This is a genomic window from Arthrobacter sp. AD-310, assembly GCF_054656615.1.
In genome coordinates this window covers 25,655-51,870 of the sequence record NZ_BAAHNO010000030.1, presented here as the reverse complement: position 1 = coordinate 51,870, position 26,216 = coordinate 25,655, and the positions used below count along the sequence as shown (strand labels likewise).

25 protein-coding genes and 1 tRNA gene are annotated in these 26,216 nt (G+C 65.9%); 4 read left to right on the top strand and 22 right to left on the bottom strand.

Annotation, left to right across the window (positions count from 1 at the left end; all coding sequences use genetic code 11):
* The 17 genes from ACYQ1Z_RS16950 to ACYQ1Z_RS16870 all read right to left on the bottom strand — a co-directional run.
* Positions 1 to 509: amidohydrolase family protein (locus ACYQ1Z_RS16950; RefSeq protein WP_459793712.1), on the bottom strand; the 509-nt coding region annotated here is incomplete at its 3' end.
* Positions 510 to 555: 46 nt separating this feature from the next.
* Complete coding sequence (locus tag ACYQ1Z_RS16945) at positions 556 to 3,519, bottom strand: DEAD/DEAH box helicase (protein WP_459793711.1); 2,964 nt, start codon at positions 3,517 to 3,519, stop codon at positions 556 to 558.
* A 20-nt stretch (positions 3,520 to 3,539) separates the two neighbouring features.
* Positions 3,540 to 4,334, bottom strand: coding sequence for a twin-arginine translocase subunit TatC (gene tatC, locus ACYQ1Z_RS16940; RefSeq protein WP_459793710.1), 795 nt, complete (start codon positions 4,332 to 4,334; stop codon positions 3,540 to 3,542).
* A 48-nt stretch (positions 4,335 to 4,382) separates the two neighbouring features.
* Complete coding sequence (gene tatA, locus ACYQ1Z_RS16935; protein WP_091420002.1) at positions 4,383 to 4,655, bottom strand: Sec-independent protein translocase subunit TatA; 273 nt, start codon at positions 4,653 to 4,655, stop codon at positions 4,383 to 4,385.
* A 32-nt stretch (positions 4,656 to 4,687) separates the two neighbouring features.
* The gene (locus ACYQ1Z_RS16930) at positions 4,688 to 5,035 is read right to left on the bottom strand and encodes a hypothetical protein (protein WP_459793709.1); all 348 of its coding nucleotides are present in this window, start codon (positions 5,033 to 5,035) and stop codon (positions 4,688 to 4,690) included.
* Between the two features lie 10 nt (positions 5,036 to 5,045).
* A complete protein-coding gene (locus tag ACYQ1Z_RS16925; protein WP_459793708.1) occupies positions 5,046 to 7,037 on the bottom strand; it encodes a helix-turn-helix transcriptional regulator in 1,992 nt (663 codons plus the stop codon).
* Between the two features lie 140 nt (positions 7,038 to 7,177).
* Positions 7,178 to 7,573 carry an FKBP-type peptidyl-prolyl cis-trans isomerase gene (locus ACYQ1Z_RS16920; RefSeq protein ID WP_459793707.1) on the bottom strand — a complete coding sequence of 132 codons (396 nt, stop codon included), beginning with the start codon at positions 7,571 to 7,573 and terminating at the stop codon, positions 7,178 to 7,180.
* A gap of 65 nt (positions 7,574 to 7,638) precedes the next feature.
* Positions 7,639 to 8,565, bottom strand: a complete 927-nt coding sequence (locus ACYQ1Z_RS16915) for an FKBP-type peptidyl-prolyl cis-trans isomerase (RefSeq protein ID WP_459793706.1) — start codon at positions 8,563 to 8,565, stop codon at positions 7,639 to 7,641.
* A 113-nt stretch (positions 8,566 to 8,678) separates the two neighbouring features.
* A complete protein-coding gene (gene pafA / locus ACYQ1Z_RS16910; protein WP_459793705.1) occupies positions 8,679 to 10,043 on the bottom strand; it encodes a Pup--protein ligase in 1,365 nt (454 codons plus the stop codon).
* Between the two features lie 8 nt (positions 10,044 to 10,051).
* Positions 10,052 to 10,762: a proteasome subunit alpha gene (gene prcA / locus ACYQ1Z_RS16905; protein ID WP_459793704.1), complete on the bottom strand. Its 711-nt coding sequence runs from the start codon at positions 10,760 to 10,762 to the stop codon at positions 10,052 to 10,054.
* 1 nt (position 10,763) lies between these two features.
* Positions 10,764 to 11,585: a proteasome subunit beta gene (gene prcB, locus ACYQ1Z_RS16900; protein WP_459793703.1), complete on the bottom strand. Its 822-nt coding sequence runs from the start codon at positions 11,583 to 11,585 to the stop codon at positions 10,764 to 10,766.
* Between the two features lie 79 nt (positions 11,586 to 11,664).
* The gene (locus tag ACYQ1Z_RS16895; protein ID WP_459793702.1) at positions 11,665 to 11,868 is read right to left on the bottom strand and encodes a ubiquitin-like protein Pup; all 204 of its coding nucleotides are present in this window, start codon (positions 11,866 to 11,868) and stop codon (positions 11,665 to 11,667) included.
* A gap of 85 nt (positions 11,869 to 11,953) precedes the next feature.
* Positions 11,954 to 13,627, bottom strand: coding sequence for a depupylase/deamidase Dop (gene dop / locus ACYQ1Z_RS16890; RefSeq protein ID WP_459793701.1), 1,674 nt, complete (start codon positions 13,625 to 13,627; stop codon positions 11,954 to 11,956).
* Positions 13,624 to 15,375, bottom strand: coding sequence for a proteasome ATPase (gene arc, locus ACYQ1Z_RS16885; protein ID WP_459793700.1), 1,752 nt, complete (start codon positions 15,373 to 15,375; stop codon positions 13,624 to 13,626). The genes dop and arc overlap by 4 nt, the downstream gene beginning before the upstream one ends.
* Positions 15,376 to 15,456: 81 nt before the next feature.
* Positions 15,457 to 16,518, bottom strand: a complete 1,062-nt coding sequence (locus ACYQ1Z_RS16880) for a tRNA (adenine-N1)-methyltransferase (RefSeq protein WP_459793699.1) — start codon at positions 16,516 to 16,518, stop codon at positions 15,457 to 15,459.
* A gap of 94 nt (positions 16,519 to 16,612) precedes the next feature.
* A complete protein-coding gene (locus ACYQ1Z_RS16875; protein WP_459793698.1) occupies positions 16,613 to 17,779 on the bottom strand; it encodes a site-2 protease family protein in 1,167 nt (388 codons plus the stop codon).
* Positions 17,772 to 18,518 (bottom strand): HAD family hydrolase, encoded by a 747-nt coding sequence (locus ACYQ1Z_RS16870; protein ID WP_459793697.1) that lies wholly within the window; start codon positions 18,516 to 18,518, stop codon positions 17,772 to 17,774. Before ACYQ1Z_RS16870 ends, ACYQ1Z_RS16875 begins: the two co-directional genes overlap by 8 nt.
* A gap of 139 nt (positions 18,519 to 18,657) precedes the next feature.
* Between ACYQ1Z_RS16870 and ACYQ1Z_RS16865 the strand changes: the two genes are divergently transcribed.
* Positions 18,658 to 19,563 (top strand): PAC2 family protein, encoded by a 906-nt coding sequence (locus ACYQ1Z_RS16865; RefSeq protein ID WP_459793696.1) that lies wholly within the window; start codon positions 18,658 to 18,660, stop codon positions 19,561 to 19,563.
* A gap of 81 nt (positions 19,564 to 19,644) precedes the next feature.
* Here ACYQ1Z_RS16865 and mshC read toward each other — a convergent pair whose 3' ends face one another.
* A complete protein-coding gene (gene mshC / locus ACYQ1Z_RS16860; protein ID WP_459793695.1) occupies positions 19,645 to 20,922 on the bottom strand; it encodes a cysteine--1-D-myo-inosityl 2-amino-2-deoxy-alpha-D-glucopyranoside ligase in 1,278 nt (425 codons plus the stop codon).
* A 15-nt stretch (positions 20,923 to 20,937) separates the two neighbouring features.
* On the bottom strand, positions 20,938 to 21,771 hold the full coding sequence (locus ACYQ1Z_RS16855; RefSeq protein ID WP_459793694.1) for an undecaprenyl-diphosphate phosphatase: 834 nt from the start codon (positions 21,769 to 21,771) through the stop codon (positions 20,938 to 20,940).
* Between the two features lie 52 nt (positions 21,772 to 21,823).
* Here ACYQ1Z_RS16855 and ACYQ1Z_RS16850 point away from each other — a divergent pair, with 52 nt between their 5' ends.
* Complete coding sequence (locus tag ACYQ1Z_RS16850; protein ID WP_459793693.1) at positions 21,824 to 22,759, top strand: aldo/keto reductase; 936 nt, start codon at positions 21,824 to 21,826, stop codon at positions 22,757 to 22,759.
* Between the two features lie 21 nt (positions 22,760 to 22,780).
* Here the strand turns inward: ACYQ1Z_RS16850 and ACYQ1Z_RS16845 are convergent, their stop codons facing one another.
* A complete protein-coding gene (locus ACYQ1Z_RS16845) occupies positions 22,781 to 23,044 on the bottom strand; it encodes a hypothetical protein (RefSeq protein WP_459793692.1) in 264 nt (87 codons plus the stop codon).
* A 39-nt stretch (positions 23,045 to 23,083) separates the two neighbouring features.
* Between ACYQ1Z_RS16845 and ACYQ1Z_RS16840 the strand changes: the two genes are divergently transcribed.
* Complete coding sequence (locus tag ACYQ1Z_RS16840; RefSeq protein ID WP_009358575.1) at positions 23,084 to 23,317, top strand: DUF5703 family protein; 234 nt, start codon at positions 23,084 to 23,086, stop codon at positions 23,315 to 23,317.
* Here ACYQ1Z_RS16840 and ACYQ1Z_RS16835 read toward each other — a convergent pair.
* Together ACYQ1Z_RS16835 and ACYQ1Z_RS16830 are read right to left on the bottom strand one after the other, a co-directional pair.
* Positions 23,314 to 24,474 (bottom strand): acyl-CoA dehydrogenase family protein, encoded by a 1,161-nt coding sequence (locus tag ACYQ1Z_RS16835; RefSeq protein ID WP_459793691.1) that lies wholly within the window; start codon positions 24,472 to 24,474, stop codon positions 23,314 to 23,316. The two genes, ACYQ1Z_RS16840 and ACYQ1Z_RS16835, sit on opposite strands and share 4 nt — an antisense overlap.
* A 12-nt stretch (positions 24,475 to 24,486) precedes the next feature.
* A complete protein-coding gene (locus ACYQ1Z_RS16830) occupies positions 24,487 to 25,791 on the bottom strand; it encodes a M20/M25/M40 family metallo-hydrolase (RefSeq protein ID WP_459793690.1) in 1,305 nt (434 codons plus the stop codon).
* A 168-nt stretch (positions 25,792 to 25,959) separates the two neighbouring features.
* On the opposite strand from ACYQ1Z_RS16830, the gene ACYQ1Z_RS16825 reads away from it, so the two are divergent.
* Positions 25,960 to 26,042: transfer RNA gene (locus tag ACYQ1Z_RS16825), tRNA-Leu, on the top strand.
* Positions 26,043 to 26,216: the final 174 nt, after the last annotated feature.

Here is a 26,216-nt window from a genome sequence, read left to right as displayed (position 1 = left end):
AACCCGTCCTGGCCGGCCAGGCCGGCCGCTTGCGCCAGCGAGGGCGACACAAGCGCCGAGTGCACATCGACCCTGGCCAGGTAGACGGGCCGCCCGGCCGCCGCACGCTCCAGTTCCGCCGCTGCGGGCAAGGTGGGATCGGCCCAGGTGGTCTCATCCCAGCCGTGGCCCAGGACGGGGCCGTCACCTCGGGCGGAAGCGACGGCGTCGAGCAGCTCCCGGGCGGACGTGGCCTTTCGCAGCTGCAGCGAGTCCAGGGCGATGCCTGTCTCGGTGAGGTGCATGTGCGAGTCCACGAAGCCGGGAGTGACAAGTGCACCCCGCAGGTCGATGATGTCCATCGACTCATCAGCGATCGAGGAGGCTGCCTGCTCCGAACCCACCCACGCCACGGTGTCGCCATCCACGAGCATGGCCGTGGCGAAGGGGTCCGCAGCGGTATAAACAGAGCCGTTGCGGTACAGGACAGGTTTGGGGCGGGACGGTGAAGCGGGACCGGGATGGGTCATGCGGGGCAGGGCTCCTGGATGGTGGTCGGACCGGCGGGGCGCCGGGCTAAAGTACGGAGGAATAAGCGACAACGCCGCGGCGGATCAGCGAAATGGCTTCGGCGCACAGCCGGGCCAGGCGTGGTTCGAGGCCCGGAATCTTGGCCAGCTGGTCCAGCAGGTCAACCACCTGCTTGACCCAGCGGACGAAGTCGCCGGCGGCGAGGTCGGTGCCGCTCAGGACGTCCTGCAGGTGGCGGCCACGCGCCCACTTGTACAGAGGCCACACCAGCCCGAGTTCCGGCTCACCGGTCAGTGGCAGCTTGTTCTCCTCTTCCACGTCCTCGAGCGCTGACCACTCCCGGACGACGATGTCCACCGATGTCTCGAGCGAAATGCTGGGCATCCGTGGCCTCAGCCCCCGGTCCTCGCGCTTCGCCTGGAACACCAGGACGCTGGCCAGGGCTGCCACTTCGACGGCGTCCAGGTCGTCGAAGGCGCCAAGCCGCAGGGACTGGGAAATCAGCAGGTCCTTCTCGCCGTAGATCCGGCGCAGCCGCTGGCCGTCGGGGCTGATGAGCAGCCGGCCGTCCCCGGCGTCTTCAAGGTAGCCGTAGGCGGACAGGACGTCGCACACCCGGTCGAAGGTTTTGGCGATGGTGTTGGTGCGGCCCTGGATCTGCCGGACCAGCCCGTCCGTTTCGCGCCGAAGCTTCCACCAGCGTTCCGACCAGCGGGCGTGGTCTTCCCGTTCGCTGCATCCGTGGCACGGGTGTGCGCGCAGGGCACGGCGCAGGTCGGCGATGCGCTTTTCCTGGTTGGGCATTGCCGCGGCCCGGCCGAAGTCGTTGTTCCGGTTGTGCCCGGGGGCAGGTGGCCGGTTTTCCCGGAGTGCGTTGCGGGCGGAGGAGGCCAAATCCCTGCGCGACTTGGGTACCTTGGCGTTGAACGACTTGGGGATCCTGATCCTGGTGACAGGGGCGATCGGACCTTCGAGATCGTCGGTGCTGATCCTGCGGAGCTGGTTGTCCAGCGTCAGGACTGCGGGACGGGGTTCCCGGCTGCTGTGGTCCGAGCTGAGGACGATCGCCGGCCCCGGCGCCCTGCCGCCGGGGACCTGCACCACGTCCCCGGGCAATAGCCTGGCCAAGGAGTCATCGCTGAGCGACTTCCGCGCCCGGGACTTGGTCCTGGATGCCGCGTTCTCGGCGTCGGACAGTTCCCGCCGCAGCCGGGCGTACTCCGTGAAGTCGCCCAGGTGACACGTCATGGACTTGGCGTATCCGGCCAGGGATTCCTCACGGCTGCGGACCTGCCGGGCAAGTCCCACCACGGACCGGTCGGCCTGGAACTGGGCGAACGAGGACTCAAGGATTTCCCGTGCCCGCGCACGGCCGAACTGGGCCAGCAGGTTGATGCTCATGTTGTAGGTGGGACGGAAACTGGAATTCAAAGGGTAGGTGCGCCGGGACGCCAGGCCCGCCACGGCGGTGGGGTCGGTGCCGGGCTGCCACAACACCACGGCGTGGCCTTCGACGTCGATGCCGCGCCGTCCTGCCCTGCCGGTCAGCTGGGTGTATTCGCCGGCGGTGATGTCCACGTGGGCTTCGCCGTTGAACTTGTCGAGCTTCTCGAGGACCACGGACCGGGCCGGCATGTTGACGCCAAGGGCCAGGGTCTCGGTGGCGAACACGGCCTTGACCAGGCCGTCGACGAACAGCTTCTCCACGACCTCCTTGAAGGTGGGGAGCATGCCTGCGTGGTGGGCCGCGAAGCCGCGGAGCAGCCCGTCCCGCCATGTCCAGAAACCCAGGACATCGAGGTCGTCCGGCGGAATGTCGTGCCCTGCCTCGTCAACCCGCTGGGCGATGATCCGCTGCTCTTTTTCAGTGGTCAGCCAGAGCCCCGATGCAACGCACTGTGCGACGGCCGCGTCGCAGCCCGCCCGGGAAAAGATAAAGGTGATGGCAGGCAGCAGGTCCATCCGGTCAAGGCTTGCGATGACCTGGGGCCTGCTGGCCCGGCGAACCCCTGTCTGCTCCGCCCCGCGCGCAGGCCGGTCATTGCCGCGGCGTCCGCGCTGGCCGCGGCCCCCTGGCCCTGGCCTGCTCCGGAAACTGTGCTGGCTCTCGCTGCGCGCCACGGTCAGCAGGTCGGGGTTGACGTCGAAGCCGCGGCCTTGTGCGGAGTTGTGCGGCTTCGGAGCCTGCCGCGGGTCGTCGGCGTCGACGGGCGGGGCGATCTCGTCAAAGGTGGTTTCCCCGGCGAACAGGTCCATGATCTGCCTGCCCACCATAACGTGCTGCCACAGGGGTACCGGCCTGTGCTCGGACACGATGATGTCGGTGTCGCCGCGCACAGTGTCCAGCCAGGCGCCGAACTCCTCGGCGTTGGAGACCGTGGCGCTAAGCGAGACAACTTGCACCTCGCTCGGCAGGTGGATGATCACTTCCTCCCACACAGCGCCGCGGAAACGGTCCGCGAGATAGTGCACCTCATCCATCACCACGTAGCCGAGGTCGTCGAGGGTGGCCGAATCCGCGTACAGCATGTTCCGCAGCACTTCGGTGGTCATGACGACGACGGGTGCGTCACCGTTGATGCTGGTGTCACCGGTCAGCAGGCCAACGTTGTCCGTACCGTACTTGTCGCCGAGTTCGGTGAATTTCTGGTTGCTCAGGGCCTTGATGGGAGTGGTGTAGAAGGCCTTAAGGCCGCGGTTGAGCGCCAGGTAAATGGCGAACTCGCCGACTATCGTTTTTCCGGCGCCCGTGGGGGCGGCCACCAGCACTCCCCTGCCGTCCTGCAGGGAACGGCACGCCTGTTTCTGGAAGTCGTCGAGCTCGAAGTCCAGGGTACGGATGAAGGCTCCGAGATCTGTGGCGGCCTCAGCCCTGCGCTCGGCGCTGGCCCGGTACCTTTCGGCCGGCGAAAGCTCTTCAGGATCACTGGGGCCCGTCGAAAAGGGTCCTGTGGAGAAGGGTCCGCTGGAGGATGGACCTGCTGGAAACGGCCCGGTATTTGAGGACATAGACCAAGCCTACTGGGAGCCTAGAGGTTCTTCAGTTCACTGCTCGGGGTGGCGATGTCCGCGGTCGCCTCAGTCTCGGCGGACCTCTTGGCTTCGCGGCGGGCACGGCGTTTGTCGTTCATCAGGCAGATGCCGATCGCGGCGAAGAACAGGACCAGCAGCGGGCCGGCCAGCATGAACATGGAGATGGCGTCTGCGCCGGGGGCGGCGATCGCGGCCAGGACAAAGACCAGGAAGACCGTGATCCGCCAGGCTTTGAGGATGGTCCGGCCGGATATCACACCGGCCATATTCACGCCCACCAGCACCACCGGCACCAGGAAGGCGACGCCCAGGACGAGGACCATGCGCGTGACGAACTCGATGTAGGTCCGCGCGTCAATGACGCTGGAGGAACCGTCCGGGGTGAACTGGGTCAGTGCATGGACCACCTGCGGCACAACCAGCCAGCCGGCATAAATACCGGCAAGGAAAAGCGGCACGGCGGCCGCCATGTACCCCAGCGTGTACCGGCGTTCCTTGGAGGTGAGGCCGGGGGTGATGAACGCCCACAGCTGGTAGATCCAGATGGGGCTGGAGATCACGGCACCGATCAGGAGCGACATCTGCAGCTTGAAGTCGAAAGGTGACGCGATCGTCCCGAAATTGATGGCCGCCAACCCCCCGGTCTGGTCCGAAATACGGTTGACCGGGTCGGCCAGCGCCTTCAACAGCGGATCGTAAAGTATCCAGCCCCCGATGCCGCCCAGGACAACGCCAATGGCCGACTTGATCAGCCGGTTCTTGAGTTCCTTGAGGTGGTCCCACAGGGACATGCGCCCCTCAGGGTTGGCTTTACGGGCCCGCGACAGTGCCACTGGGGGTCAGGCGCGGTTTGACGGCGGAACGTCAGTGCCGTCGGTCGGCTCGCCGGGCTTCGCCTTGGGGTGGTTCACGATGGTGCCCTCCACCGGCCCGGAGGCGTCGGTGGTGTCGGTCTTGCCGTCGTTCTTCATTTCCTTGACCTCGGACTTGATGATCCGCATGGACTGCCCGAGGCTGCGTGCCATGGCCGGCAGCTTGGGCGCGGCAAAGAGAAGCAAAGCGACGATGATGATAATGACGATGGGCCAGGGGCCATCAAAGAGTCTTCCCATGGGAAATCCTTTCCTCTAAATACATCCTACTTCTATGTGAAGTCGAGATCCCCGAGTGCCTGCGGCTGGCCCCGGTCCGCTTTGCGCTGGACCCTCCGGCGGCGGCGTTCTTCCCGCCGCGCTGATGTGGATGCCTCGTAATCATGTCGCATGCGCGCGGGTGAGGCAAAAACCGCGGAGCCGGGCAGCGGATTCCCGGGTTCCAGTGGATCAGCGTGCTCCTGGAAAGGCCCCAGCTGTCCCAGCCTTTCGCCCGCCGCTCCGAGGTCCTTGACCGTTGCCATGAACTGGCGGAAGAGGCGGATGCCCAGGAGGACGTAGAACAGCAGGGACAGGGAGACGAGCGCCACCCACAACAGGATCCAGGACCACCAAGGCATGCTGAGAAGTCTAACCGCCGTACCGGTCCAGTGCCTTGTCGAGCCAGGTCCGTGCCTGTTCCGCCAGGCCGGCGGGGGTGATGATCCGGGCGGCGCCGCCGTGCTGGGCCACGAACATCGGCAGCCAGGCCGTGTTACCGAACCGGATCTCGGCGACGAGGCCGCCGTCGGGGAGCTCAGCTGTCCGCTCGGCATAGTAGTCATCCGCGAGTCCCCGGCCCTGGCGGGTGAGCTGGACGAGGATGGTGGTGTCGTCGTCGTTCGCTGTGAAGAGCTTGGCCGGCACTCCCCCGGCGGGCGTGCTCCCCTCGGCTGCGGGCTTGCCGTTTGCATGGACTGCCTGGACGCGGTCCAGGCGGAAGTTCCGGAGTCCGGCAACGAGGTGGCAGTACGCCTCGAAATACCAGGTGTTGTCCAGCGAATAGAGCCGCAACGGGTCGACGTCCCGTTCGGTCACGGCATCCCGCTGCGGGGACAGGTACGCCAGGTGGAGCTGCGAACGCGATTGGATGGCTTCCCGGACCGTGGCGTGGACGGCGTCGTCCGACGGTTCCATGTGCGGCCCTGCGAGGGAGGCGGCGCGCAGCCCTTCTTCGCCCGCCGCGGCCAGGAGCTTCAGGGTCACCGATTCCAGTGCACCTCCCTCGGCGAGGCCCGGCAGTCCGTTCAAGGTCTCCAGGCCCGTCAGCAGGGCGCAGGCTTCCTCGACCGTGAACCGGACGGGCCTGTTGAGGTCCAGGTCCTGGGTGATGAAGACGTGGTCGTTCTCCCACTGGATGTCCAGGAGGTCGTCGGGATAGCCCTCGGGCAGGCCGGAGCAGATGAGGATGCGCAGGTCGTCCTCAAGCTCGCCCCTGGTCACTCCGAAACGGTCAGCGACGTCCTGGATGTGCAGGCCCTGGTTGTGGACGAGGAAGGGAACCAGCTGGAGCATCCGCTTGAGCTGCTCCTCGGAGGTCTTGGGACGGGCCGGCCGGGTCTTGGCGGGGGCGAAGGCGTAGTCCGGTACCGGGGCGCCGCTGAATTCGGCGGCGGCGCGAAGCCGCCGCGCAACGGCGGCAACCAGCCCGTCCGGCGCGACGGCGAGGGCATGAGGACCGTAGGAGGCCAGTTCTTCGGCCAGGATTTCCGGGTCCCGGTAATGCACCCTGATCCGGTCGTCTCCGGCATCCAGTGCCGCCGGTGGATCCTGGGCGTCCGCGGCGGCCTGGATAGCGCGCCGCCGCAGGGCGAGCAGGCGGCCCTTCCGGACATCCACGACGGCGGTGCGGAGCGGCAGTTCGGGGAGGCGGGCCAGTTCCTGGCGGATGTTGAAGTCCGCCGGGGGCGTGTACTGCTGCTTGTCCAAGGTGGCCACCGCACTTGTGATGCGGGAGAGGCGGAAATGCCGGGGTGCCTGGCGCGCCTTGTCGTAGCCCACCAGGTACCACTGGCCGAACCTGCTGCCCAGGCCCCAGGGTTCCACGGTGCGTTGTTCTTCCTTGCCGGTGCTGCCGGCAAGGTACGAGAACGTGACCGGATGCCGGGAGTGCATGGCTGCCACCAGGTCGTCGAAGGCCTGTCCCGCCGGTTTGATCCGGGGCTGGAGGCCGGCCGGGAGTTCGACCTCGGCCATCCGTCCGGACGCCTGCAGCTTCCGAAGGGCGCTCTGGGCTGCCGTGCCCAGGGCGGCGCGCTCCCACAGTTGCGACGCCAACAGCAGCACCGTCCACTCTTCCGGATCGAGGTGGACATCGGGCAGGCGGTTGGACTCCTTGCCGATCCGGTAGCGGGTGGTGGCGGGGTCGTCCTCGCTCCAGCCCAGGTCGGTCAGGGTTTCCACCTCGAAGCCAAAGTTGCGGAGGTCGTTCTTGTCACGTTCGAACATCCGGCCGAAGGCGACATCATTGCCGGAACTGTCGTGATAGACCTTCTCCCGCAATTCGCTGCGGCGCAGTCCATACCGGGTGTTCAGGAGCGCGATCAGCAGATTGAGGAGTCGTTCAGTGCGGGATGCGGACACTCTGGTTACGTTACTAAATTCCGCGCCGAACGCAGAAAGCGCGGCAACAACCGGAACGGACGTCCGTATGTTGCCGCGCTTGCCGCTGTGGCGCCATCGCTGTGGCGCCATGGGTTGCCGATGGCGCCCTATCGAAGGGTCTAGCGGATGCCCACGAGGTCGACGACGAAGATCAGGGCCTCATTCGGCTTGATGGCCCCGCCCGCGCCACGGGAGCCGTAGGCAAGCTCGGAGGGAATTTCCAGGCGGCGGCGGCCGCCGACCTTCATGCCGAGGAGGCCCTGGTCCCAGCCCTGGATGACCTGGCCCACCCCCACGCGGAAGTCCAGGGGCGCCCCGCGGCCCCAGGAGGCGTCGAACTCTTCACCCGTGGACCATGCGACACCGACGTAGTGGGTGGAAACGGTGTCGCCGGCCTTGGCTTCGCGGCCATCACCGTCGATGAGGTCCTTGATGACCAGCTCGGTGGGCACATCGCCTTCCGGGAAGTCGATTTCGGGCTTCTGGCGGTCGAATTCACGCTGTCCAAATGACATGGTTGCTCCTTTATGGGGGTGCTGCTGTGGGTACCGCGGAGGCCGCGGCCTGGATGTAAGTCTGGCTACTTGGCGCCGAGGATGTCCACTACGAAGACCAGGTCGCCCTTGGCTTCGCCCTGGCCGGCTTCACCGTAGGCCAGATCCTTGGGGATCACCAGCAGGACGCGGGAGCCGACAGTCTTGCCGGCCAGGCCCTGCGTCCAGCCCTTGATGACGCCTGTCAGGGGGAAGCTGGCCGGTTCGCCGCGGTCGAAGCTGGAGTCAAACTTGGTTCCGCCCACAAGGTTCACGCCAACGTAGTTGACGGTCAGCGTGTCGGATTCCTTGACGGTGGCGCCGGTGCCCTTGATGAGGTCCTGGGACACGAGTCCGGTGGGAGCGGCCACGCCTTCGACGTTGATCTCGGGGACACCGTCCTTCTCGGTCACGGTTGGCAGACCGGCCGGCGGGGTTACGGTTTCGCCCTCGGGCTTCTCGAGCGCCGGGGTAACGTCCGTGGCGGACAGCACCTTGATCACCAGCAGCTGGGTGGGCTGGGCTTCGGCGCCTTCGGCGGCGGCCTGTCCCGGAACCGCGAGGGCCAGGCTTGACCCCACTTTGGCGCCCACGAACGCGTTATAGATGACCTCGCTGCTGGTCTTCAATTCTTCGTTGAGTTCAAGGGGTTCCGGTTCGTTCGGGTACGTATCCTCGAGGGTGGACCCGTCAGTACCGTTCAGCGCCAGGACCGAGATGTTGGCGATCTGGTTCGCCTTGACAGTCTCGCCGCTGCCCTCACTGACAACCTTGATGGTTGGTTCGGCCACTTCCAGCGGCTTGGTGAACTCAACGCCGGGAGCCTTCTTGTCCCCGTTGTCGGTCAGTTTTAGGGAGTCGAACTTTGCAGTCTCACCGGCGGACTGGCTGGTCGGTTCCGGCGCGGCGGTGGAACCCCCGCAGGCGGTGAGCAGCAGCAGACCGGGAAGAAGGATTGCTAGTAGTCGGCGCACGTAGAAGAAACTTTCGTCGGGGCAGGATGGATGCGATGGTCCGCACGACGGCGGCCGGAATCGCGGCAGGCCCGTAAAAGGGCCTCATCCAGAATAGCCCCTGAAGCTGGGAGTCAGCCCATAGAGTCCAGCAGCGCATCCACGCGGTCGTCGACGCTGCGGAACGGGTCCTTGCACAGGATGGTCTGGTGGGCCCGGTCGTTGAGCTTGAGGTGCACCCAGTCCACCGTGTAGTCCCGGCCGAGTTCCTGCGCCCGCCTGACGAAGTCTCCGCGGAGTTTTGCACGGGTGGTCTGCGGCGGGGCGTCGACGGCGTCCTTGATGACGGTGTCGTCGACGATCCGCCGGACGGCGCCGCGCGACTGCAGGAGGTAGTACAGGCCGCGGCTGCGCGAAATGTCGTGGTAGGTCAGGTCCAGCTGCGCGATCCGTGGCGCGTCCAGGCCGAGGCCGTGGCGTTCACGGTAATTGTCCATGAGCTTTTTCTTGATCGCCCAGTCAATCTCGGTGTCGATTCCCCGCGAGTCGCCGCTTTCGATGGCTTTGAGGGTCCGCTCCCAAAGGTCCAGGATCAGCGGGACGTGCTGGTTGTGCGCTCCGTTCTCTTTGACGAAGGCCGTGACTTTGGTCAGGTACTCCTGCTGGATCTCCAAGGCGGTGAGCTGCCGCCCGTTTGCGAGGCGGACAAGGGCCCTGCCGCTGAGGTCGTGCGAGATTTCCCTAATGCTGCGGATTGGGTTTTCCATCCGCATGTCGCGCATGATGACGCCCGCCTCGATCATGCGCAGCACAAGATCCACAGTGCCCACCTTCATCAGGGCGGTGGCCTCGGACATGTTGGAATCGCCCACGATGACGTGAAGCCGGCGGTAGAACTCCGCGTCGGCGTGCGGTTCATCCCGGGTATTGATGATGGGGCGGGACCGGGTGGTGGCGGAGGAGACACCTTCCCAAATGTGGTCTGCACGCTGGGAGAAGGCGTACGTCGCGCCGTGCGGGGTCTTGAGGATCTTCCCTGCTCCGGCGATCAGCTGCCGGGTGACCAGGAAGGGAATCAGGATCTCGGCCAGTCGGGAGAATTCACCCCGGCGCGGAATGAGGTAGTTTTCGTGGCTGCCGTAGGAGTTTCCGGCGGAGTCAGTGTTGTTCTTGAACAGGTACACCGTGCCGTTGAACCCTTCGGCGGCCAGCCTTGCCTGCGCCTCGTCAACGAGGTCGTCCAGGATGAGCTCGCCGGCGCGGTCGTGGGCGATGAGCTGGGCGAGGTCGTCACACTCGGCGGTGGCGTACTCGGGGTGGGACCCCACGTCCAGGTACAGCCGGGAGCCGTTGGTGAGGAAAACATTGGACGAGCGGCCCCAGCTGACAACCTTGCGGAACAGGTACCGGGCGACCTCTTCCGGTGCAAGGGGCCTCGAGTCGGGGCTCGAATACGAGATTCCGAACTCGGTCTCAATGCCGAAGATTCTCTTGTCCATCTCTCCTCCTAGGCCAGCAGTGCGGTGATGTCCGCGTCATTCAGCCGGCGAAAGGCACGCCTCGTACCGCGTGCACTTTCGGACATCCTGTCCAGGACTGCAACTTCCAGCGCCCTTGCCGGCAATGCCTTGGCCTCTTCTTCTGATCCGGGTGCCGGCGCCAGGCCTGTCAGTGCCAGCCGGACGGCCTCGGAGAAGCTGAGCGTGCTCCGCCAGCCTCCCTCAATGGCGGAAGAAACCTTTTCCGCCTGCCCGCCCATAACCACAAAGCTGTGCTCGTCGGCGATGGAGCCGTCGAAGGTCAGGCGGTAGAGGTGGTCCTCTTCCTGGGTGGCACCCACCTCTGCCACCGCCAGTTCCACTTCGAAGGGTTTCTGTTCCGCCGTGAACACGGCTCCCAGGCTCTGGGCGTAGACGCTGGCCAGGCCCCGGGCGGTGACATCCTCCCGGTCGTACGAGTAGCCCCGGACGTCGGCGTACCTGACTCCTGCCTGGCGCAGGCTTTCGAACTCGTTGTATTTGCCGACGGCGGCGAAGGCGATCTTGTCATAGATCTCCCCGATTTTGTGGAGCGACGGTGAGGGGTTTTCCGCGACGAGGGCGATGCCGTCGGCGCAGCTGATGACAACGACCGACCGGCCGCGGGCGATGCCTTTCCGTGCGAAGTCCGCACGGTCCTTCATCAGCTGCTCGGGCGATACGTAGAACTGCTGTGTCATCTCAGGCCTCCCGTCCGGCGATGGTGCGGGCTTCGATGACGTTCCGGGCCGCGGCCGCGAGTTCGGGCTCGGGAACCCGGCGGGCACCGGAGCTGTCCACCGTGTAGACAACAGGCCACAACTGCCGGACGGTGTCGGGACCGCCGGTGGCTGAATCGTCGTCGGCTGCGTCGTACAGGGATTCGACGGCGACAGCCAGCGCCTCGGCTGCGCTCAAGTTGGGGCGCCAAAGTTTCTTGAGGGCTCCGCGGGCGAAGACGGAACCGGATCCCACCGTGTGGTGCTCGTGTTCCTCGTACCTGCCGCCGGTCACATCGTAGGAGAAGAGCCTGCCCACGCCGGCGCTGGTGTCGAACCCGGCGAAGAGGGGGACGACCGCCAGTCCCTGCAGGGCCAGCGGAAGGTTTCCGCGGATCATCGCGCCGAGCCGGTTGGCCTTGCCTTCAAGGCTGAGGAGCGTGCCCTCAATTTTTTCGTAGTGCTCAAGCTCAACCTGGAACAACCGCGTCAGGTCAATGGCAATGCCGGCGGTACCCGCGATGCCCAGCACCGAGAACCGGTCGGCCGGGAACACCTTTTCGATGTGCCTGCTGGCGATGACGTTGCCCATGGTGGCGCGCCGGTCCCCTGCCATCAGCACGCCGCCGTCGTAGCTCATTGCGACGATCGTGGTGGCATGCGGGACCTGTAGCGGGGCGGCGGCTGACGCGCCGCCCTGGGGGGACCGGTTGAACGGCAGAAGTTCGGGCCGGTCCCGCTGCAGGTGTTCAGTAAAGGACGAGGTGGCGTTGGCGGCTACCTGGTTGGCGGTTGCTTCCTGCACTCATGCACTCCTTGGATGTAGAACTTCAACATCGGCACAGATCCGGCCGTCCGGGGCTTCCGCCACCCTTCGGCCCGGGTTACTGGCCGCCTTTTTGGACGAATGCACGGACGAACTCTTCGGCGTTTGATTCAAGGACGCCGTCGATTTCATCGAGGAGATCGTCCACGCCTTCTGTCGACGCCGAAGCCTGCGCTTCGGGCGGTGCGGGCGGCGCCTCAGGAATGTCCTCGTCGACCTGGCTGTCGCGTGAATGCGGCTGCTGCTGCTCCTGGCCTGCCATTGTTATCCCTCCCTTGATCAGTCATTGGATCCGGCGGATCCTCCGATATGCCAATCCTGCCACGGCAGCGGCCTTCCGGGGCGGTTTACGCCGCAGGCGGAGCGGTGTTGTGTCCCAGGAGCTCCCCGAGGAAGGGGCCGGCTTCCCGATAGCGTTCAAACAACGGGCCGGTCAGGGCTTTCGTTCCCCTCAGGGGCTCGCGGGTGGGCACGCGCTGCAGCCGGCCGTACCCGGGCACGTCGAAGATGACCGAGTCCCAGCTTGCCCCCACCACGTCCTTGCCGAAGCTGCTGATGCACTTGCCGCGGAAGAACGCACGCGTGTCCGACGGCGGTTCGCCCACCGCGGCGGCGATAGCGCCGTCGTCGACGATCCGCTGCATCCTGTCCCTGGCGAGCAGGCGGTAGTACAGGCCTTTTTCCGGCCGGATGTCCGCCCATTGCAGGTCCACCAGTCCCAGGCGGGCATCGTTCCAGTCGAGGTTGTCGCGCTGGCGGTAACCGTCCAGCAGCGAGAGCTTGGCAAGCCATTCAACGGAGCCGGCGGCAGCGGCCCGGTTGCTGTCGAGCTGGGTGAGGACGGTTGCCCAGCGTTCCAGGACATCGTGCGTGTGGCCGTCGCCGTCCACGGCGTCGCCCACACCCGTATCCTGGGCGAGCTTCGCCGCGGCCTCATGGTACATCCACTGCAGGTCCAGCGCCGTGACCCGCCGGCCGTCCAGCAGCCGCAGTTTTGCGGTGAGCGACGTGTCGTGGCTTACGGCCTGGAGGGCGTGGACGGGTTCGTAGACCTCCACCTTGGGCGCCAGGCCCGCCTCGATCAGGCTCAGCACCATCGCCGTGGTCCCGAACTTCAGGTAGTTGGACACCTGACTGAGGTTGGCATCGCCGATGATGACGTGCAGGCGCCGGTACTTGTCCGCGGTCGCGTGGGGTTCGTCCCTGGTGTTGATAATGGGCCGGCGGATCGTGGTTTCCAGCCCCACCTCGGCCTCGAAGAAATCAGCGCGCTGGCTGACCTGGTAGCCAGGGGTGGAGCTGTCCTGCCCGATCCCCAGCCTCCCCGCCCCGCAAAAGATCTGGCGCGTGACGAAAAACGGGGTCAGGCCACGCACGATGTCCGCGAACGGGACGGAGCGCGGCATGAGGTAATTTTCGTGCGACCCGTAGGAGACGGACTTGTTGTCTGTGTTGTTCTTGTAGAGGTTCACCGGGGGAAGGTCCGGGTCCGCCCCGAGCCGCCGCACCGCCGCAAGGGCCACGAGGTCGCCTGCGGCGTCCCAGACCACAGCGTCCCGGGGATTGGTCACCTCGGGGCTCGAGTATTCCGGGTGGGCGTGGTCAACGTACAGGCGGGCCCCGTTTCCGAGGACCATGTTCATCAGGAGCGTCCCCGACTCGTCCTGCCCGTCGAGCTCAAGTTCCTCCCGGCCATACGCCAGGGCAACGGCTTCGGCGTCCAGCACCGGGGGCTGGTCGGTCAGCTGGCTGGGATGGGCCGCGGCACGGTCCAGGGTCCAGCCTCGGGCGTCGTGCAGCGGCTCCTCATCCGTGTAGTCCCAACGCGTTTCAGCGCCGCCGGCAGCACGCTGCCGGGTGACCTGGGCGTAGGCCTGCACCACCCTGGCACTCATCATCGTGGCGTTGGCGGAGGGCGCGGTCGGGGCGTGGATGCCGTATTCGGTTTCCGCGCCCATGACCCGCATGGCCCCGCCAACCGGGAGCGCGCCCCCGGCGGCGGGCTCCGGTGCAGCCGTCATAGATACTGTCCCGTGGTGGGCATGGTTTCGATCGACTTGCCCGGCTCCTGCCCGGCCTTGCCCTGGACAATGGTGCGGATGTACGTGATGCGTTCACCCTTCTTGCCGGAGATGCGTGCCCAGTCGTCCGGGTTGGTGGTGTTGGGCATGTCCTCGTGTTCGCGGAATTCGTCCACCACGGCGCGCAGCAGGTGCTCGATCCGGAGCCCCTTCTGGTTGGTGGTCAGGAGGTCCTTGATGGCGTACTTCTTGGCCCGGTCCACAACGTTCTGGACCACGGCACCGGAGTTAAAGTCCTTGAAGTACAGCATCTCGGTATCACCGTTGGCGTAGGTGACCTCAAGGAACTCGTTTGATTTGTCGGTGGAGTACATGGCTTCCACCGTGCGCTGGACCATCGCATCCACGGTGGCCTGGACGTCACCGTTGTGCTCGGCGAGGTCGGACTCGTGGAACGGCAGGTCCGTGGTGATGTACTTGTTAAAAATGTCGGCCGCGGCTTCGGCATCCGGACGGTGGATCTTGACTTTCACGTCAAGGCGGCCCGGGCGAAGGATGGCGGGGTCAATCATGTCTTCACGGTTGGACGCGCCGATGACGATGACGTTGTCCAGCCGCTCCACGCCGTCGATCTCGCTGAGCAGCTGGGGCACGATGGTGGTCTCGACGTCGGAAGAGATGCCGGTGCCGCGCGTACGGAACAGCGAGTCCATCTCGTCAAAGAAGACCACGACCGGGCTGCCGTCCGACGCCTTTTCGCGGGCCCGCGAGAAGATCAGCCGGATATGCCGCTCGGTCTCGCCGACATACTTGTCCAGCAGTTCTGGACCTTTGATGTTAAGGAAGTAGCTTTTCAGGTCCACGTTGCCGGAACGCTCGGCGGCGCGGGCGGCCAGCGAATTGGCCACCGCCTTGGCGATCAGGGTCTTGCCGCAGCCCGGCGGGCCGTAGAGCAGGATGCCCTTGGGTGCCTTGAGGCCGTGCTCCCGATACAGGTCAGGGTGCAGGAACGGCAGTTCGACGGCGTCGCGGATCTGTTCGATCTGGGGGCCCAGGCCGCCGATATCCTCATAGGTGATGTCCGGAACTTCTTCCAGGACCAGGTTCTCCACCTCGGAACGCGGAACCTTTTCCAGGGCGTACCCGGTCCGGGAATCGATGGACAGCGCGTCGCCCACCCGGAGTTTCTCTTCGAGGAGGGCGCCGGAGAGCCGGACCACGCGCTCCTCGTCAGCGCGGCCGACTACCAGGGCGCGGTCCGCGCCCAGCATCTCCTTCAGCGTGGCCAGTTCACCCGCCCGCTCATAGCCAAGGCCTGCCACGATCAGGAGGGCCTCATTGAGGAGTACTTCCTGGCCGACTGCGAGCTGGTTGATGTTTACCAGCGGGCTGATGCCCACGCGCATTTTCCGGCCGGCGTTGAAGATGTCTGCCGATTCTTCCGTGGCCGCCTGGCCGCTGCTGCCGGGAGCCGGGAGCCGTTTGGGGTTCAGCTGGAGGATGGTGCCGAAGCTGTACGGCGGCTGCCCTTCCTGGTCCAACGCGTTCTTCAGCCGGAGGATTTCGGCTTTCGCGGTCTCAAGCATGGTGACCAGCTTGGTGTTGTTCTGCGTGGCCGCAGCCAACTGGCGGTCGATGTGCCTGAGTTTGTCCCGGAGGATGTTGACCTGGCGGTCGGCAACCGAGAGGTCATTGGCGGCAGACTGCTCTGCCGGTGTACGTCCGGAGTCCTGGTTTGGGTTCTCCATGAGTATCAGCCCCTTCCTGCGCTTCTATTAAGACATTAGTCCCAAGAGGGCAGGTAGGGACGGAGACTCCCGAAATGTGGACTAGTTCGTGATCTCCGGGCTGTCCTTGACATTTGTGCCGGCGATTGCGTCACGGGCGGCGCGGCGGAGCTTCTTGTCGGACACCGGCCGCTCCCCCACTGCCCCGGGCGTCCACGCGTTGACGTCCTCTTCGTTGAATTCCGTCTTCGATGGCCGGCGCTTGACGGAGATGCCGGTGACGCCGTCTGCGAGCCGGCGGGTGACCAGCAGGAACCCGGTGTGGGCCACCATCCGGTGGTCGGGACGGACAGCAAGCCCCTCCAGGTGCCAGCCGCGGACCATGGACTCCCAGGCGTCCGGTTCGGTGAACCGGCCGTCCGCCCGGATGGCTTCGGCCGTGCGGGAAAGCTGCGTGACCGTGGCAACGTAATTGATCCAGACACCGCCCGGTGCCAGGACTGTCGCGACGGCGTCCAGGCATTCCCAGGGTGCCAGCATGTCCAGCACCACGCGGTCCACGGAACCGGGCGCCTCGCTGCGGACCACTTCTTCCTGGAAGTCGCCCAGCGACACCTGCCACGCCGGGTGCGGGCCGCCAAAGATGGTCTCCACGTTGCCGCGGGCGATGTCCGCGAACTCCTGGCGCCGCTCGAAGGAGTGCAGGTAGCCCTGGTCGCCGACCGCGCGGAGAAGCGAGATGGAGAGGGCACCGGAGCCAACACCGGCTTCGACGACGCGCGCGCCGGGGAAAATGTCCGCCATGGTCACGATCTGGCCGGCGTCCTTGGGATAGACGACGGCGGCGCCGCGCGGCATGGACAGCACGAAGTCGGACAGCAGGGGCCTCAGGGTCTGGTATTGCTGGCCCACGTTGTTGACCACCACGGAGCCGTCGACCTTGCCGATAATGTCGTCGTGGTTCAGGAAACCGCGGTGGGTGTGGAACGCCCCGCCCTTTTCGAGGGTGATGGTGTTCATGCGCCCGCGTTCGTCAGTGAGCTGGACGCGTTCCCCTTCCCGGAAGGGGCCGCGGCGACGGGCCGCGCCTACCGGCTGCGAGCTGCCCGCGGCGGCACCGGCCTGGGCTGCCGTGGCTTCGTTGACGGCAGTTTCGCTGCTCATGATGTTCCTCGCTCCTGTAAACCTGTGGTGCGCCACGCATGGATGTCAGTTGATGACGCGCTTGGGCGGCGGCAATGCACACCGGCAGGTAACTCTACCGGTTTTGGCCCTGGGGGCGCCCATCGGGGCGCTGCCGCTTTCCCGTGATGGCAGCAAGCACCGCTTCCTGGGTCAGGAGCCCGGTGACGCGGCCGTTGTGGTCGACCACCGCGAAGTGGCGTCCTTCCACCTGCGACAGGAAGGTGATGAGCTCCTGGCCTTTTGCCCATTCGGGGACGTAGGCGCCTGGAGACAGCGCAAACGCGATGGCTGTGACGGAGGTGGAGTCCGCGGCGGCGGGGGGCACTTCGGCCAGCGCTGCGGGATCCACCACGGCCTGTGGCCGGCCGTCCGGGCCCTGCACCACGACGTCGGCTGGTCCTCCTGCGCCCAGGCGCAGCGCATCACGGACCGAAGCCGTTGCCGGCAGCCCGACGGCGGGCGTCGCCAGGGCGGAGGCGCTGATCAAAGGCAGCCGGCCGCGCAGTGTCCCCTGCTGGATGGAGGCGGAGGCACCCATCCACAGGAAGCTGCTGACGAGCACGGTGATCATCAGTAGGGTGAAGTCGGGGGCTTCCCCTGCGAGGACGGGCCGGAGGACGAACCACGCCACGATGGCGACGACGATGATCCTGCCGCCCCATCCGGCGGCCACCGTCCCCTTGGCCTGGCTGCCGGTGGCTTTCCAGACCGCGGACTCCACCAGCCTGCCGCCGTCGAGCGGCAGCCCGGGAAGCACGTTGAAGACGGCGATCAGGAAGTTGGCCCACATAAAGATATTGGTGAGAATCTCTGCCACACTGCCCATCGGGAGCGCGTAGAGTGCCAGCCAGGCGCCGCCGGCAAGGAGGAAGTTCGCTGCGGGACCGGCCAGTGCAACCAGCACCGACCTTCCCGGGGACGCGGTAAAACTTTCGAACTGCGTGTGGCCGCCCCAAAGATTGAGGACGATCTTCTGTGTGGGCCATCCATAGATGCGGGCCGTGAGGGCGTGCGCCAGCTCGTGGACCAGCACGGAGACCAGCAGCAGCACCGCATAGGCAAAGGCGATGACGTACGCGCTGGCCCCGAGCGCGGGGTTGTTGCCGGCCAGGACGGGCCCGTAAACGATCACCGTGAATGCGGCGATGATGAACCACGAGTACGCCAGCACCACGGGAACGCCGGCGATGCGGCCCAGCGGGATACCTTCGCGGCGGACGGGCGTCTGGACGTCAGTCACGGGCAGGCCCGGCCGCGGCAGCAGGCTCCCCGGCGGATTCGCCGGCGTATACGGAACGTCCTGCCAGCAGCGCTTCGAGGTCGGGCAGCGACCGGCCGGACAGGGAATCCCACAGGGTGTAGCGGTCATCCTCCGGCAGCGGGACGATGTGGGGAACTGCCACGGTTGCGACGCCGGAGGCTACGGCGGCGGCCACCCCGGGAGCTGAGTCCTCGAGCGCCACGCAGTGTTCGATGCCGAGTTCGGGGTCGCCGTCCTGCAGCCGTTCCACGGCGGTGAGATAGGCCTCCGGGTGGGGTTTCCCACGGGAAACAGTGTCCCCGGTAACCAGGAATTCGAAGTATGGGCGGGGCAGGCTGTCCACTACCTGCTGCGCCAGGGGTCCCTCGGACATGGTGACCAGGGCGCACCGGACCCCGGACAGGTGGAGTTCTTCCAGCAGTTCCCGCGCGCCGGGACGCCAGGGAACCTGCTGCTGCACACTGCTGATGACTGTGGCGGTGAGGGTGTCGATGATTTCCCGGATCTCCATGCGGACCCCGGCCTGCTGGAGGAGCCCGGCCGAAAACGTCAGCGACTGGCCAACAAGTTGCAGGGCCTGCTGGTGCGTCCACGTTCCGCCATGGGCTTCGACCAAAGACCGTTCGGCGGCGATCCAGTAGGGCTCCGTATCCACGATTGTGCCGTCCATATCCCACAGGACGGCTTTGAGCGGGGAAGTGGAGGACGGCGATCGCATGGTCCAAGTCTACGGGGGCCGGCTGGACAGACCCTGTGCGCTTACGCCGTGGGCGAATTGTCCGTCCGCCGCCCGGTTGCACCGATCTTCCTGCGCTTCATTTCATGCACGGCAGGGAGCTTGGACGTAGGGTGAAGAAATGAATAGCTTCGAGGGAGACACCGACGCACCGGGTGCCCGGCCAGAGCGGGAGCGGTTCCTGCTGCCCGTTCCCGAAGGCCAGCGCGTAACCGTGATGCTTGCCGCCTTTGAAGGCTGGAACGACGCCGGGGAAGCGGCCAGTGATTCGCTCCGGTACCTGAACAAATTGTGGGGCGGCAAGAAGGTGGCGTCCATCGACGCCGATGAGTACTACGACTTCCAGTTCACCCGGCCCACCATCCGCAGGAATGCGGCCGGTGAACGCAAGATCAAGTGGCCATCCACCCGGATCTACAAGGCCAGCGCCCCGAATTCCAACGTGGACGTTATCTTTGTGCAGGGCACGGAGCCGTCCTACAAGTGGCGGGCGTACACCGCGGAACTGCTGGTGCACGCCGAGGCGCTCAACGTGGACTACGTGGTGCTTGTGGGTGCGTTGCTTGCGGACGTCCCGCACAGCCGGCCCATCCCGGTCAGTACATCGTCGGATGACGCCCCGCTGCGGGAGCGAATGAACCTGGAAGCCTCGCAGTACGAGGGTCCGGTGGGGATCGTTGGTGTCCTGGCCGAAGTTGCGCAATTGGCAGGCATTCCGGCGGTGTCGCTGTGGGCCGCGGTTCCGCATTACGTGGCGCAGGCGCCCTCGCCGAAGGCCCAGCTTGCGCTGCTGCACCGTATCGAGGAATTGCTCCAGGTGCCGCTTGACACCCATGAGCTGGCCGAGGAGGCGGACGCCTGGGAACGGGGCGTGGACGAACTGGCAACCGAGGATCCCGAAATCGCCGCCTATGTCCGCCAGCTCGAAGAAGCAAAGGACACGGCGGACCTTCCCGAAGCCACCGGTGAATCCATTGCCCGGGAGTTTGAGCGCTACCTCAAACGGCGCGGCCAGGACCGTCCCTAGGCCTAAACGTCGCACACGAATGGGGCCTGCCGGGACAATTCCCGGCCAGACCCCATTCCTGTGTCGGCGTTCGCCGGACGGTCAGAGGCGGATGCCCAGCAGGGCGTCCACGGCGTCCTTCACGAGGTCCCGGTCGGCGGCGCTGGCGGCAGCACCGCCGTCGTTCGCCTGACGCGCCCAGCGCGAAACCGCAGCCACCGCTGCGGGGGCATCCAGGTCGGCGGACAGTGCCGCACGCATCTCCTCGAGGAGCGCGGCGGCGGAGCCTTCTGGAGCATGGTCGAGCGCGCTGCGCCAGGCGGCAAGGTCCGCCTTGGCTGCCGTGAAGCCTTCCTCCGTCCACGACCAGTCGGAGCGGTAGTGGTGGGCGAGGATGGCGAGCCGGATGGCGGCGGGGTCCTCCCCCGCTGCGCGCAGCTTCGACACCAGAACAAGGTTGCCCTTGGACTTGCTCATCTTTTCGCCGTCGAGACCCACCATGCCGGCGTGTGCGAAGTGCTTTGCCAGCGGCACCCCGGCCAGGGAATATGCGTGGCCGGCGCCCATTTCGTGGTGCGGGAAGATCAGGTCGGAGCCGCCGCCCTGCACGGTGAAAGGCGAAGGCAGGTACTTCTGGGCGATGACTGTGCATTCGATGTGCCAGCCCGGACGGCCGTCACCAAGGCTGCCGCCCGGCCAGCTGGGCTCGCCGTCGCGCGCTACGCGCCACAGCAGGGGGTCGAGGGCCTGGCGCTTGCCCGACCGGCCGGGATCACCGCCGCGTTCCGCAAACAACTCCAGCATCTCGCTTTCGCTGAGCCCGGAAATACTTCCCAGGTACCAGGCATCCGGCGCCACGGACTGCTTGCCGGCCGCTTCGACGTCGTAATAGACATCCCCGTCCGGTTCCCCGTTGCCGCCCTCAACTCTGTAGGCCAGCCCCATGCTGACCAGGCGCTCCACTTCGGGAACGATCAGGTTGATGGATTCCACGGCGCCGATGTAGTGGTCCGGGGACAGCACGTTCAAAGCCACCATGTCCGTCTGGAACAGTTCAATCTGGCTGGCTGCGAGTTCCTGCCAGTCAACACCGGTGGCGGTGGCGCGCTCGAGCAGGGGGTCGTCCACGTCCGTGACGTTCTGCACGTAGGACACGTCCTTGCCGGCGTCACGCCATGCCCTGTTGAGCAGGTCGAAGGCCACATAGCTTGCCGCGTGGCCCATGTGGGTGGCGTCGTACGGCGTGATGCCGCAGACGTACATCGAGGGCCGGGATTCGGACTCGAGTTCCACCTCGCGGCCTGCTGCGGTGTCGAACAACCGGATGGCAGGCATGCTTCCGGGCAGGGCAGGTACGGGGCGGGAAGACCAGGATTTCACACACCAAGCCTAGTGCTAGGCGCTGATGACACCGAAACCGAGAAGCAGGTACAGGGCGAGGCCGAGGAAGATGCGGTACCAGACGAACAGGCGGTAGCTGCGGGTGGAGACGAACTTCAGGAACCAGCCGATGATGATGTACCCCACCACGAACGCAATAGCTGTGGCCAGCGCCGTCTCGGGGAGGCCGTACGGTCCGGTGATGCCTTCCTTGGAGACCACTTTGTAAAGCTGGTAGAAGCCGCTGCCGAACACGGCGGGAATGGCCAGGAGGAAGGAGTAGCGCGCGGCCGCCTCACGGGTGTATCCCATCAGCAGGCCGGCGGTGATGGTGCCGCCCGAGCGGGACACTCCGGGGATCAGGGCCATGGCCTGGGCAAAGCCGTAGAGGATGCCGTGCTTGTAGGTCAGGCAGCTCAAGTCCCGTTCCTGCTTGCCGACCGCGTCAGCGACAGCAAGGAGGAGGCCAAAAACGATCAGCATGGTGGCCACGATCCACATGCTGCGGAGGACCGATTCAATCTGGTCCTGGAAAAGAAGGCCCAGGACGATGATGGGGAGGCTGCCCAGGATCACCAGCCAGCCCATCCGGGCATCCGGATCCTGCCGGGACACCTTGCCGCGCAGGGACCCGGCCCACGCCTTGACAATGCGGACGATGTCGCGCCAGAAGTACACCAGGACGGCGGTCTCCGTGCCCAGTTGGGTGATGGCGGTGAAAGCGGCGCCCGGGTCCTCGGCATTGGGCAGGAATTGCCCAAGGATCCGCAGGTGCGCACTTGAAGAAATCGGTAGAAATTCGGTCAGTCCCTGCACAAGGCCCAGCAGGGCCGCCTCAAACCAGTTCACGCTAAGACCCTACGGCATGGGTAGAGGTGGTTCTGCCCGTAAGCTTGCTGCTATGCAGCAGCGTTACGTCGGCAACAGTGGATTGCGTGTTTCGGCCCTCTCGCTTGGCACCATGGACTGGGCCGGCGAAACGGACGAACAGGACGCCTCCGAACTGCTGCGCACCTTCCTGAACGCCGGCGGCCGGCACGTGGACACTGCGGCCTCCTACGCGGACGGCCGCGCCGAGGCGATGCTCGGTTCGCTGCTGGGCGACGTCGTCTCCCGCACCGAGGTGACCATTTCCACCAAGGCCGGAATGACGACGTCGGACGGCCGGCGCGCCGTCGACACCTCGCGCAACGCGATGCTTAGCGGCCTTGAGGCAAGCCTCGCGAGGCTGGGTACCGACTACGTGGACATCTGGTTCGTGCAGGCGTGGGACGGCAACGTACCGCTGGAGGAGACGTTGTCTGCCTTGGAGTTCGCTGTCCGGACGGGCCGTGCCCGGTATGCGGGCGTGTCCAACTACAACGGCTGGCAGGCGGCGAAGGCGGCAGCGGTGGCGGGCTTCCCGCTGGTGGCTGTACAGGCGGAGTATTCGTTCCTCCAGCGCAAACCTGAAGCCGAACTGATCCCGGCGGTGGAGGATGCCGGGCTGGGGCTGATGGCCTGGGCTCCCCTGGGTCGTGGAGTGCTCACAGGGAAGTACCGCGGCAGCATCCCCTCCGGATCCCGCGGTGCCACAGCGGCGGGGGCAGCCTACGTTGAGCCTTATTTGGCGGAGAAGCCGTCCCGGACGGTGGAAGCGGTGTGCATGGCGGCCAAAGGGCTGGGCCGGACGCCGCAGGACGTGGCACTGAGCTGGCTGCTGTCGCAGCAGGGCGTAGCCACGGCGATCGTGGGTGCCCGGACGCCGGTGCAGCTCAAGGAGATTCTGGAATCCCAGCTCGCTCCGCTGCCACCCGAGATTGCCCTCGCCCTGGAAGACGTGTCCGCCGCCAGGTAGGCGGCCGCTGCGCCGGGACCCCTACTCCTCGACGATCTCGAGGTCTTCGTCGTCCGCGTCGGCTTCTTCGTCCTCTTCATCCTCGTCGTCAAAGACCTGCAGCGGGGTTACCTCGTTGTAGGACTCGTAGAGGGCGTCCTCGTAAACCTCGAACGCGTCTGCCACTGCGAAAAAAGCTGCTTCCACACTGGGGTCACCGTCTCCGCGGCGATTGGATGCTGCTATAAGGTGTTCTTCCAAAGCGGTGGTCAGGGACGAAAGCGCGACACGCGGATCGATGCTCATGACTTCACGTTAGCCGGAAAAGGACGAAAATGGAGAGCAATGAAGGAACAATTTCTCACCAGCTCGGTCCAGCGCGAACGGGACTATTTGAGGCAGTACGAGTACCTTGTGCTGACGGTGAGCCCCGACGATTCCTTGCATGAAGCACGCCGCCGGCTGGTGGAACACTCCGAGTACGGCAAGTGGGAACTGGAACGCAGCAAACTGTACGTCGGCGGGGGCCGGCGGTTCTGGCTCCGCCGCCGCGTGCTCCAGGTCCAAAGGACCGTTTAGTCCTCCAACGGGCCCAGCCACGCGTTCGCCACGGTGTTGTGGGCGGACTCGTCGTCAGAGGGGTGGAACATCCCGGCCAGGACATCCCGGTAGAGGCGCTCAAGTTCGGAGCCCCGGAAATAGCTTGATCCTCCGCTGACCCGGATGGCCAGGTCCACCACCCGGCGTGCGGTTTCCGTTGCGTTGACTTTGAGTCCGACGAGTTTGGGGAACCACTGGGCGCCATGCTCCGCCAGCGCATCGACGTCGGCAGCCACCACGTGCAGCTGCGGGTACAGGTTGTCCATGGCCATGGCGGCCTCGGCAACCTTCCACCGGATGTCCGGATCCTGTGCGTAGCTGCGCCCGCCGTTCTTGAATGACGTGCGGCGCTTTACTGTCTCGACGGCGACGGCCAGGGCGCGCTCCCCCAAGCCTGTGTAGACGGCGGCGAGCAGGGTCTCGAAGCAGGCAAAGATCGCAAAAATCAGCGGGTCCGGGTTTGGACCGACCGGCAGCTTGCGGAAGATCCGGTCGGCCGGCACCCGTACGCCGTCGAGGACGGTGGTGGCGGATTGGCTGGCACGCATCCCCAGTGTGTCCCAATCGTCCAGGATCCGGTAGCCGGTTGTGTCGCGGGTGATGAAGCCGTGCACAAGTTCGCCACTCCCGTCCCTGGCGTCCGGGTCCTTCCCGAAAATCCCCAGGCGGGTCCATGCCGGCGTGAGGCTGGTGAAGATTTTGGTTCCCGCGAACGTGTAGCTGCCGTCGGCCTGCGGGACCGCGACTGTCCGGGAATCGAACAGCACGGAGTCGTTGCCTGCTTCCGAATTGCCGAACGCGAATACTTCCCCCCGGGCAGCCTCCTGAAGGACGAAGCCGAGCGAATCGTCGCCCCGGGCCTGCAGGACATGCGCGACGCCAGTCCACACCAGATGCATGTTCACGGCAAGGGCCGTGGCCGGCGCGGCCGTCGCCAGACGCCGCTGGCACTGCGCTGCCGCTTCGAGGCCAAAGCCCATGCCGCCGTCGGACGTGGGGACGAACAGTTTCAGGTAACCCGCTTCTGCCAGCTCCCGCAGGTCCTCGTGGAAGAAGGTGTTGTCCCTGTCATAGCCGGCCGCGCGGCTCCGGATCCGTTCGAGGAGCGGATCCGGGAGGACGTCCTGGGGTGTCATGGACGGCCTGCCTCAGTAGTTGGTGAGCAGCGTGTTGAGAACGCGCGCGCCGAATTTGAGGGAGTCCGCGGGGACGCGTTCGTCAACGCCGTGGAACATGCCGGTGAAGTCCAGCTCGTCCGGCAGCATCAGGGGCGCGAACCCGTAGCCGGTGATGCCGAGGCGGCTGAGCGACTTGTTGTCCGTCCCGCCGGAGAGCGTGTAGGGCAGTACCTTGGCGTCCGGGTCTTCGGAGCGGAGGGCGTCGATCATGGAGTCGACAAGGTTGCCGGCGAACGGCACCTCCAGTGAGACGTCCTTGTGGACGTAGCTGACGTCGACGCCGGTTCCTGCGAGTTCGCGGACGATCTCAAGGACGTGCTCCTGCTGGCCGGGGAGGGTGCGGCAGTCGATGAGCGCCTCGGCGGACTCGGGAATCACGTTGTGTTTGTAACCGCCCTTGAGCAGCGTGGGGTTGGTGGTGTTCTGCAGCGTTGCCCCGACGAAACGGGACACTGTGCCCAGCTGGTCCAGCAGGCGGTCCGGATTGCCGGCGTCGAACTCCACGCCCGTGAGTTCCGTCACGCCGTCCAGGAACTGGCGGGTGGTGGGCGTCAGTTCGATGGGCCATTTGTACTCGCCGATCCGTGTCACTGCTGCGGCGAGGCGGGTGACGGCGTTGTCCGTGCTGATCTGCGACCCGTGGCCCGCTCTGCCGTGCGCCACCAGGCGCAGCCAGGAGATGCCCTTCTCGGCGGTCTGCAGGAGGTAGGTCCGCTGCCCGCCGATCGTGGCGGAGAAGCCACCCACTTCGGAGATGGCCTCGGTGGCGCCTTCAAAGAGCTCCGGGCGGTGGTCGACGGCGTAGCGGGCTCCCAGCGCCCCGCCCGCTTCCTCATCGGCGAAGAAGGCGAAGATGATGTCACGCTTGGGCTTTTTGCCGGACCGGGCGAAGCTTCGCAGGACGGACAGGATCATCGCGTCCATGTCCTTCATGTCCACGGCACCGCGCCCCCAGATGAGCCCGTCCTTCAGTTCCGCGCCGAACGGGTCCACGGACCACTGGTCCTTGAGGGCGGGGACGACGTCCAGGTGGCCGTGAACCACCAGGGCGCTTGCGGACGGATCCTCGCCCGCCATGCGGGTCACCACGTTGGCCCGCCCCGGGGCGGACTCGAAGATCTCGGCGTCCAGGCCCACTTCCTCGATCAGCCCGGCGGCATACTCCGCAGCAGCCCGCTCCCCCGGCCCTGAACCGTCACCGTAGTTGGAGGTGTCGATGCGGATAAGTTCCTGGCAGATCCGGACAACTTCATCCTCGGGCAGGACGTCAGGCATTGGGAACTCCTTGGTAGCTAATGACTGGCTGGAACACGCGAAAACGCTGCCCCCAGCCTACCCACAGGGCCCGATTCGTTGTTCGCGAAAAGTCGTGTTAGAGTTTTTCTCGCTGCTTCGGAGAGGCGCGAAACACTGAAAGGTGTGGACGGCTCCGAAATACCACCTGCGCGGGTGGCGGAATGGCAGACGCGCTAGCTTGAGGTGCTAGTCCTCGAAAGGGGGTGGGGGTTCAAGTCCCCCTCCGCGCACAAAGGGAAGCCCCGGAAGATCATTGATTTTCCGGGGCTTCTTTCGTGTATCCACCGTCGGGCCTGTACTTGTTGCCGGGTGTGAATCCGGTCACTCCAGGCCAGTGGTGCGCCCAATGCGCCCAGGACGCTGGAACGGTGCGGGGACGCCGTGGCGCTACAGCGTCCCCGCAC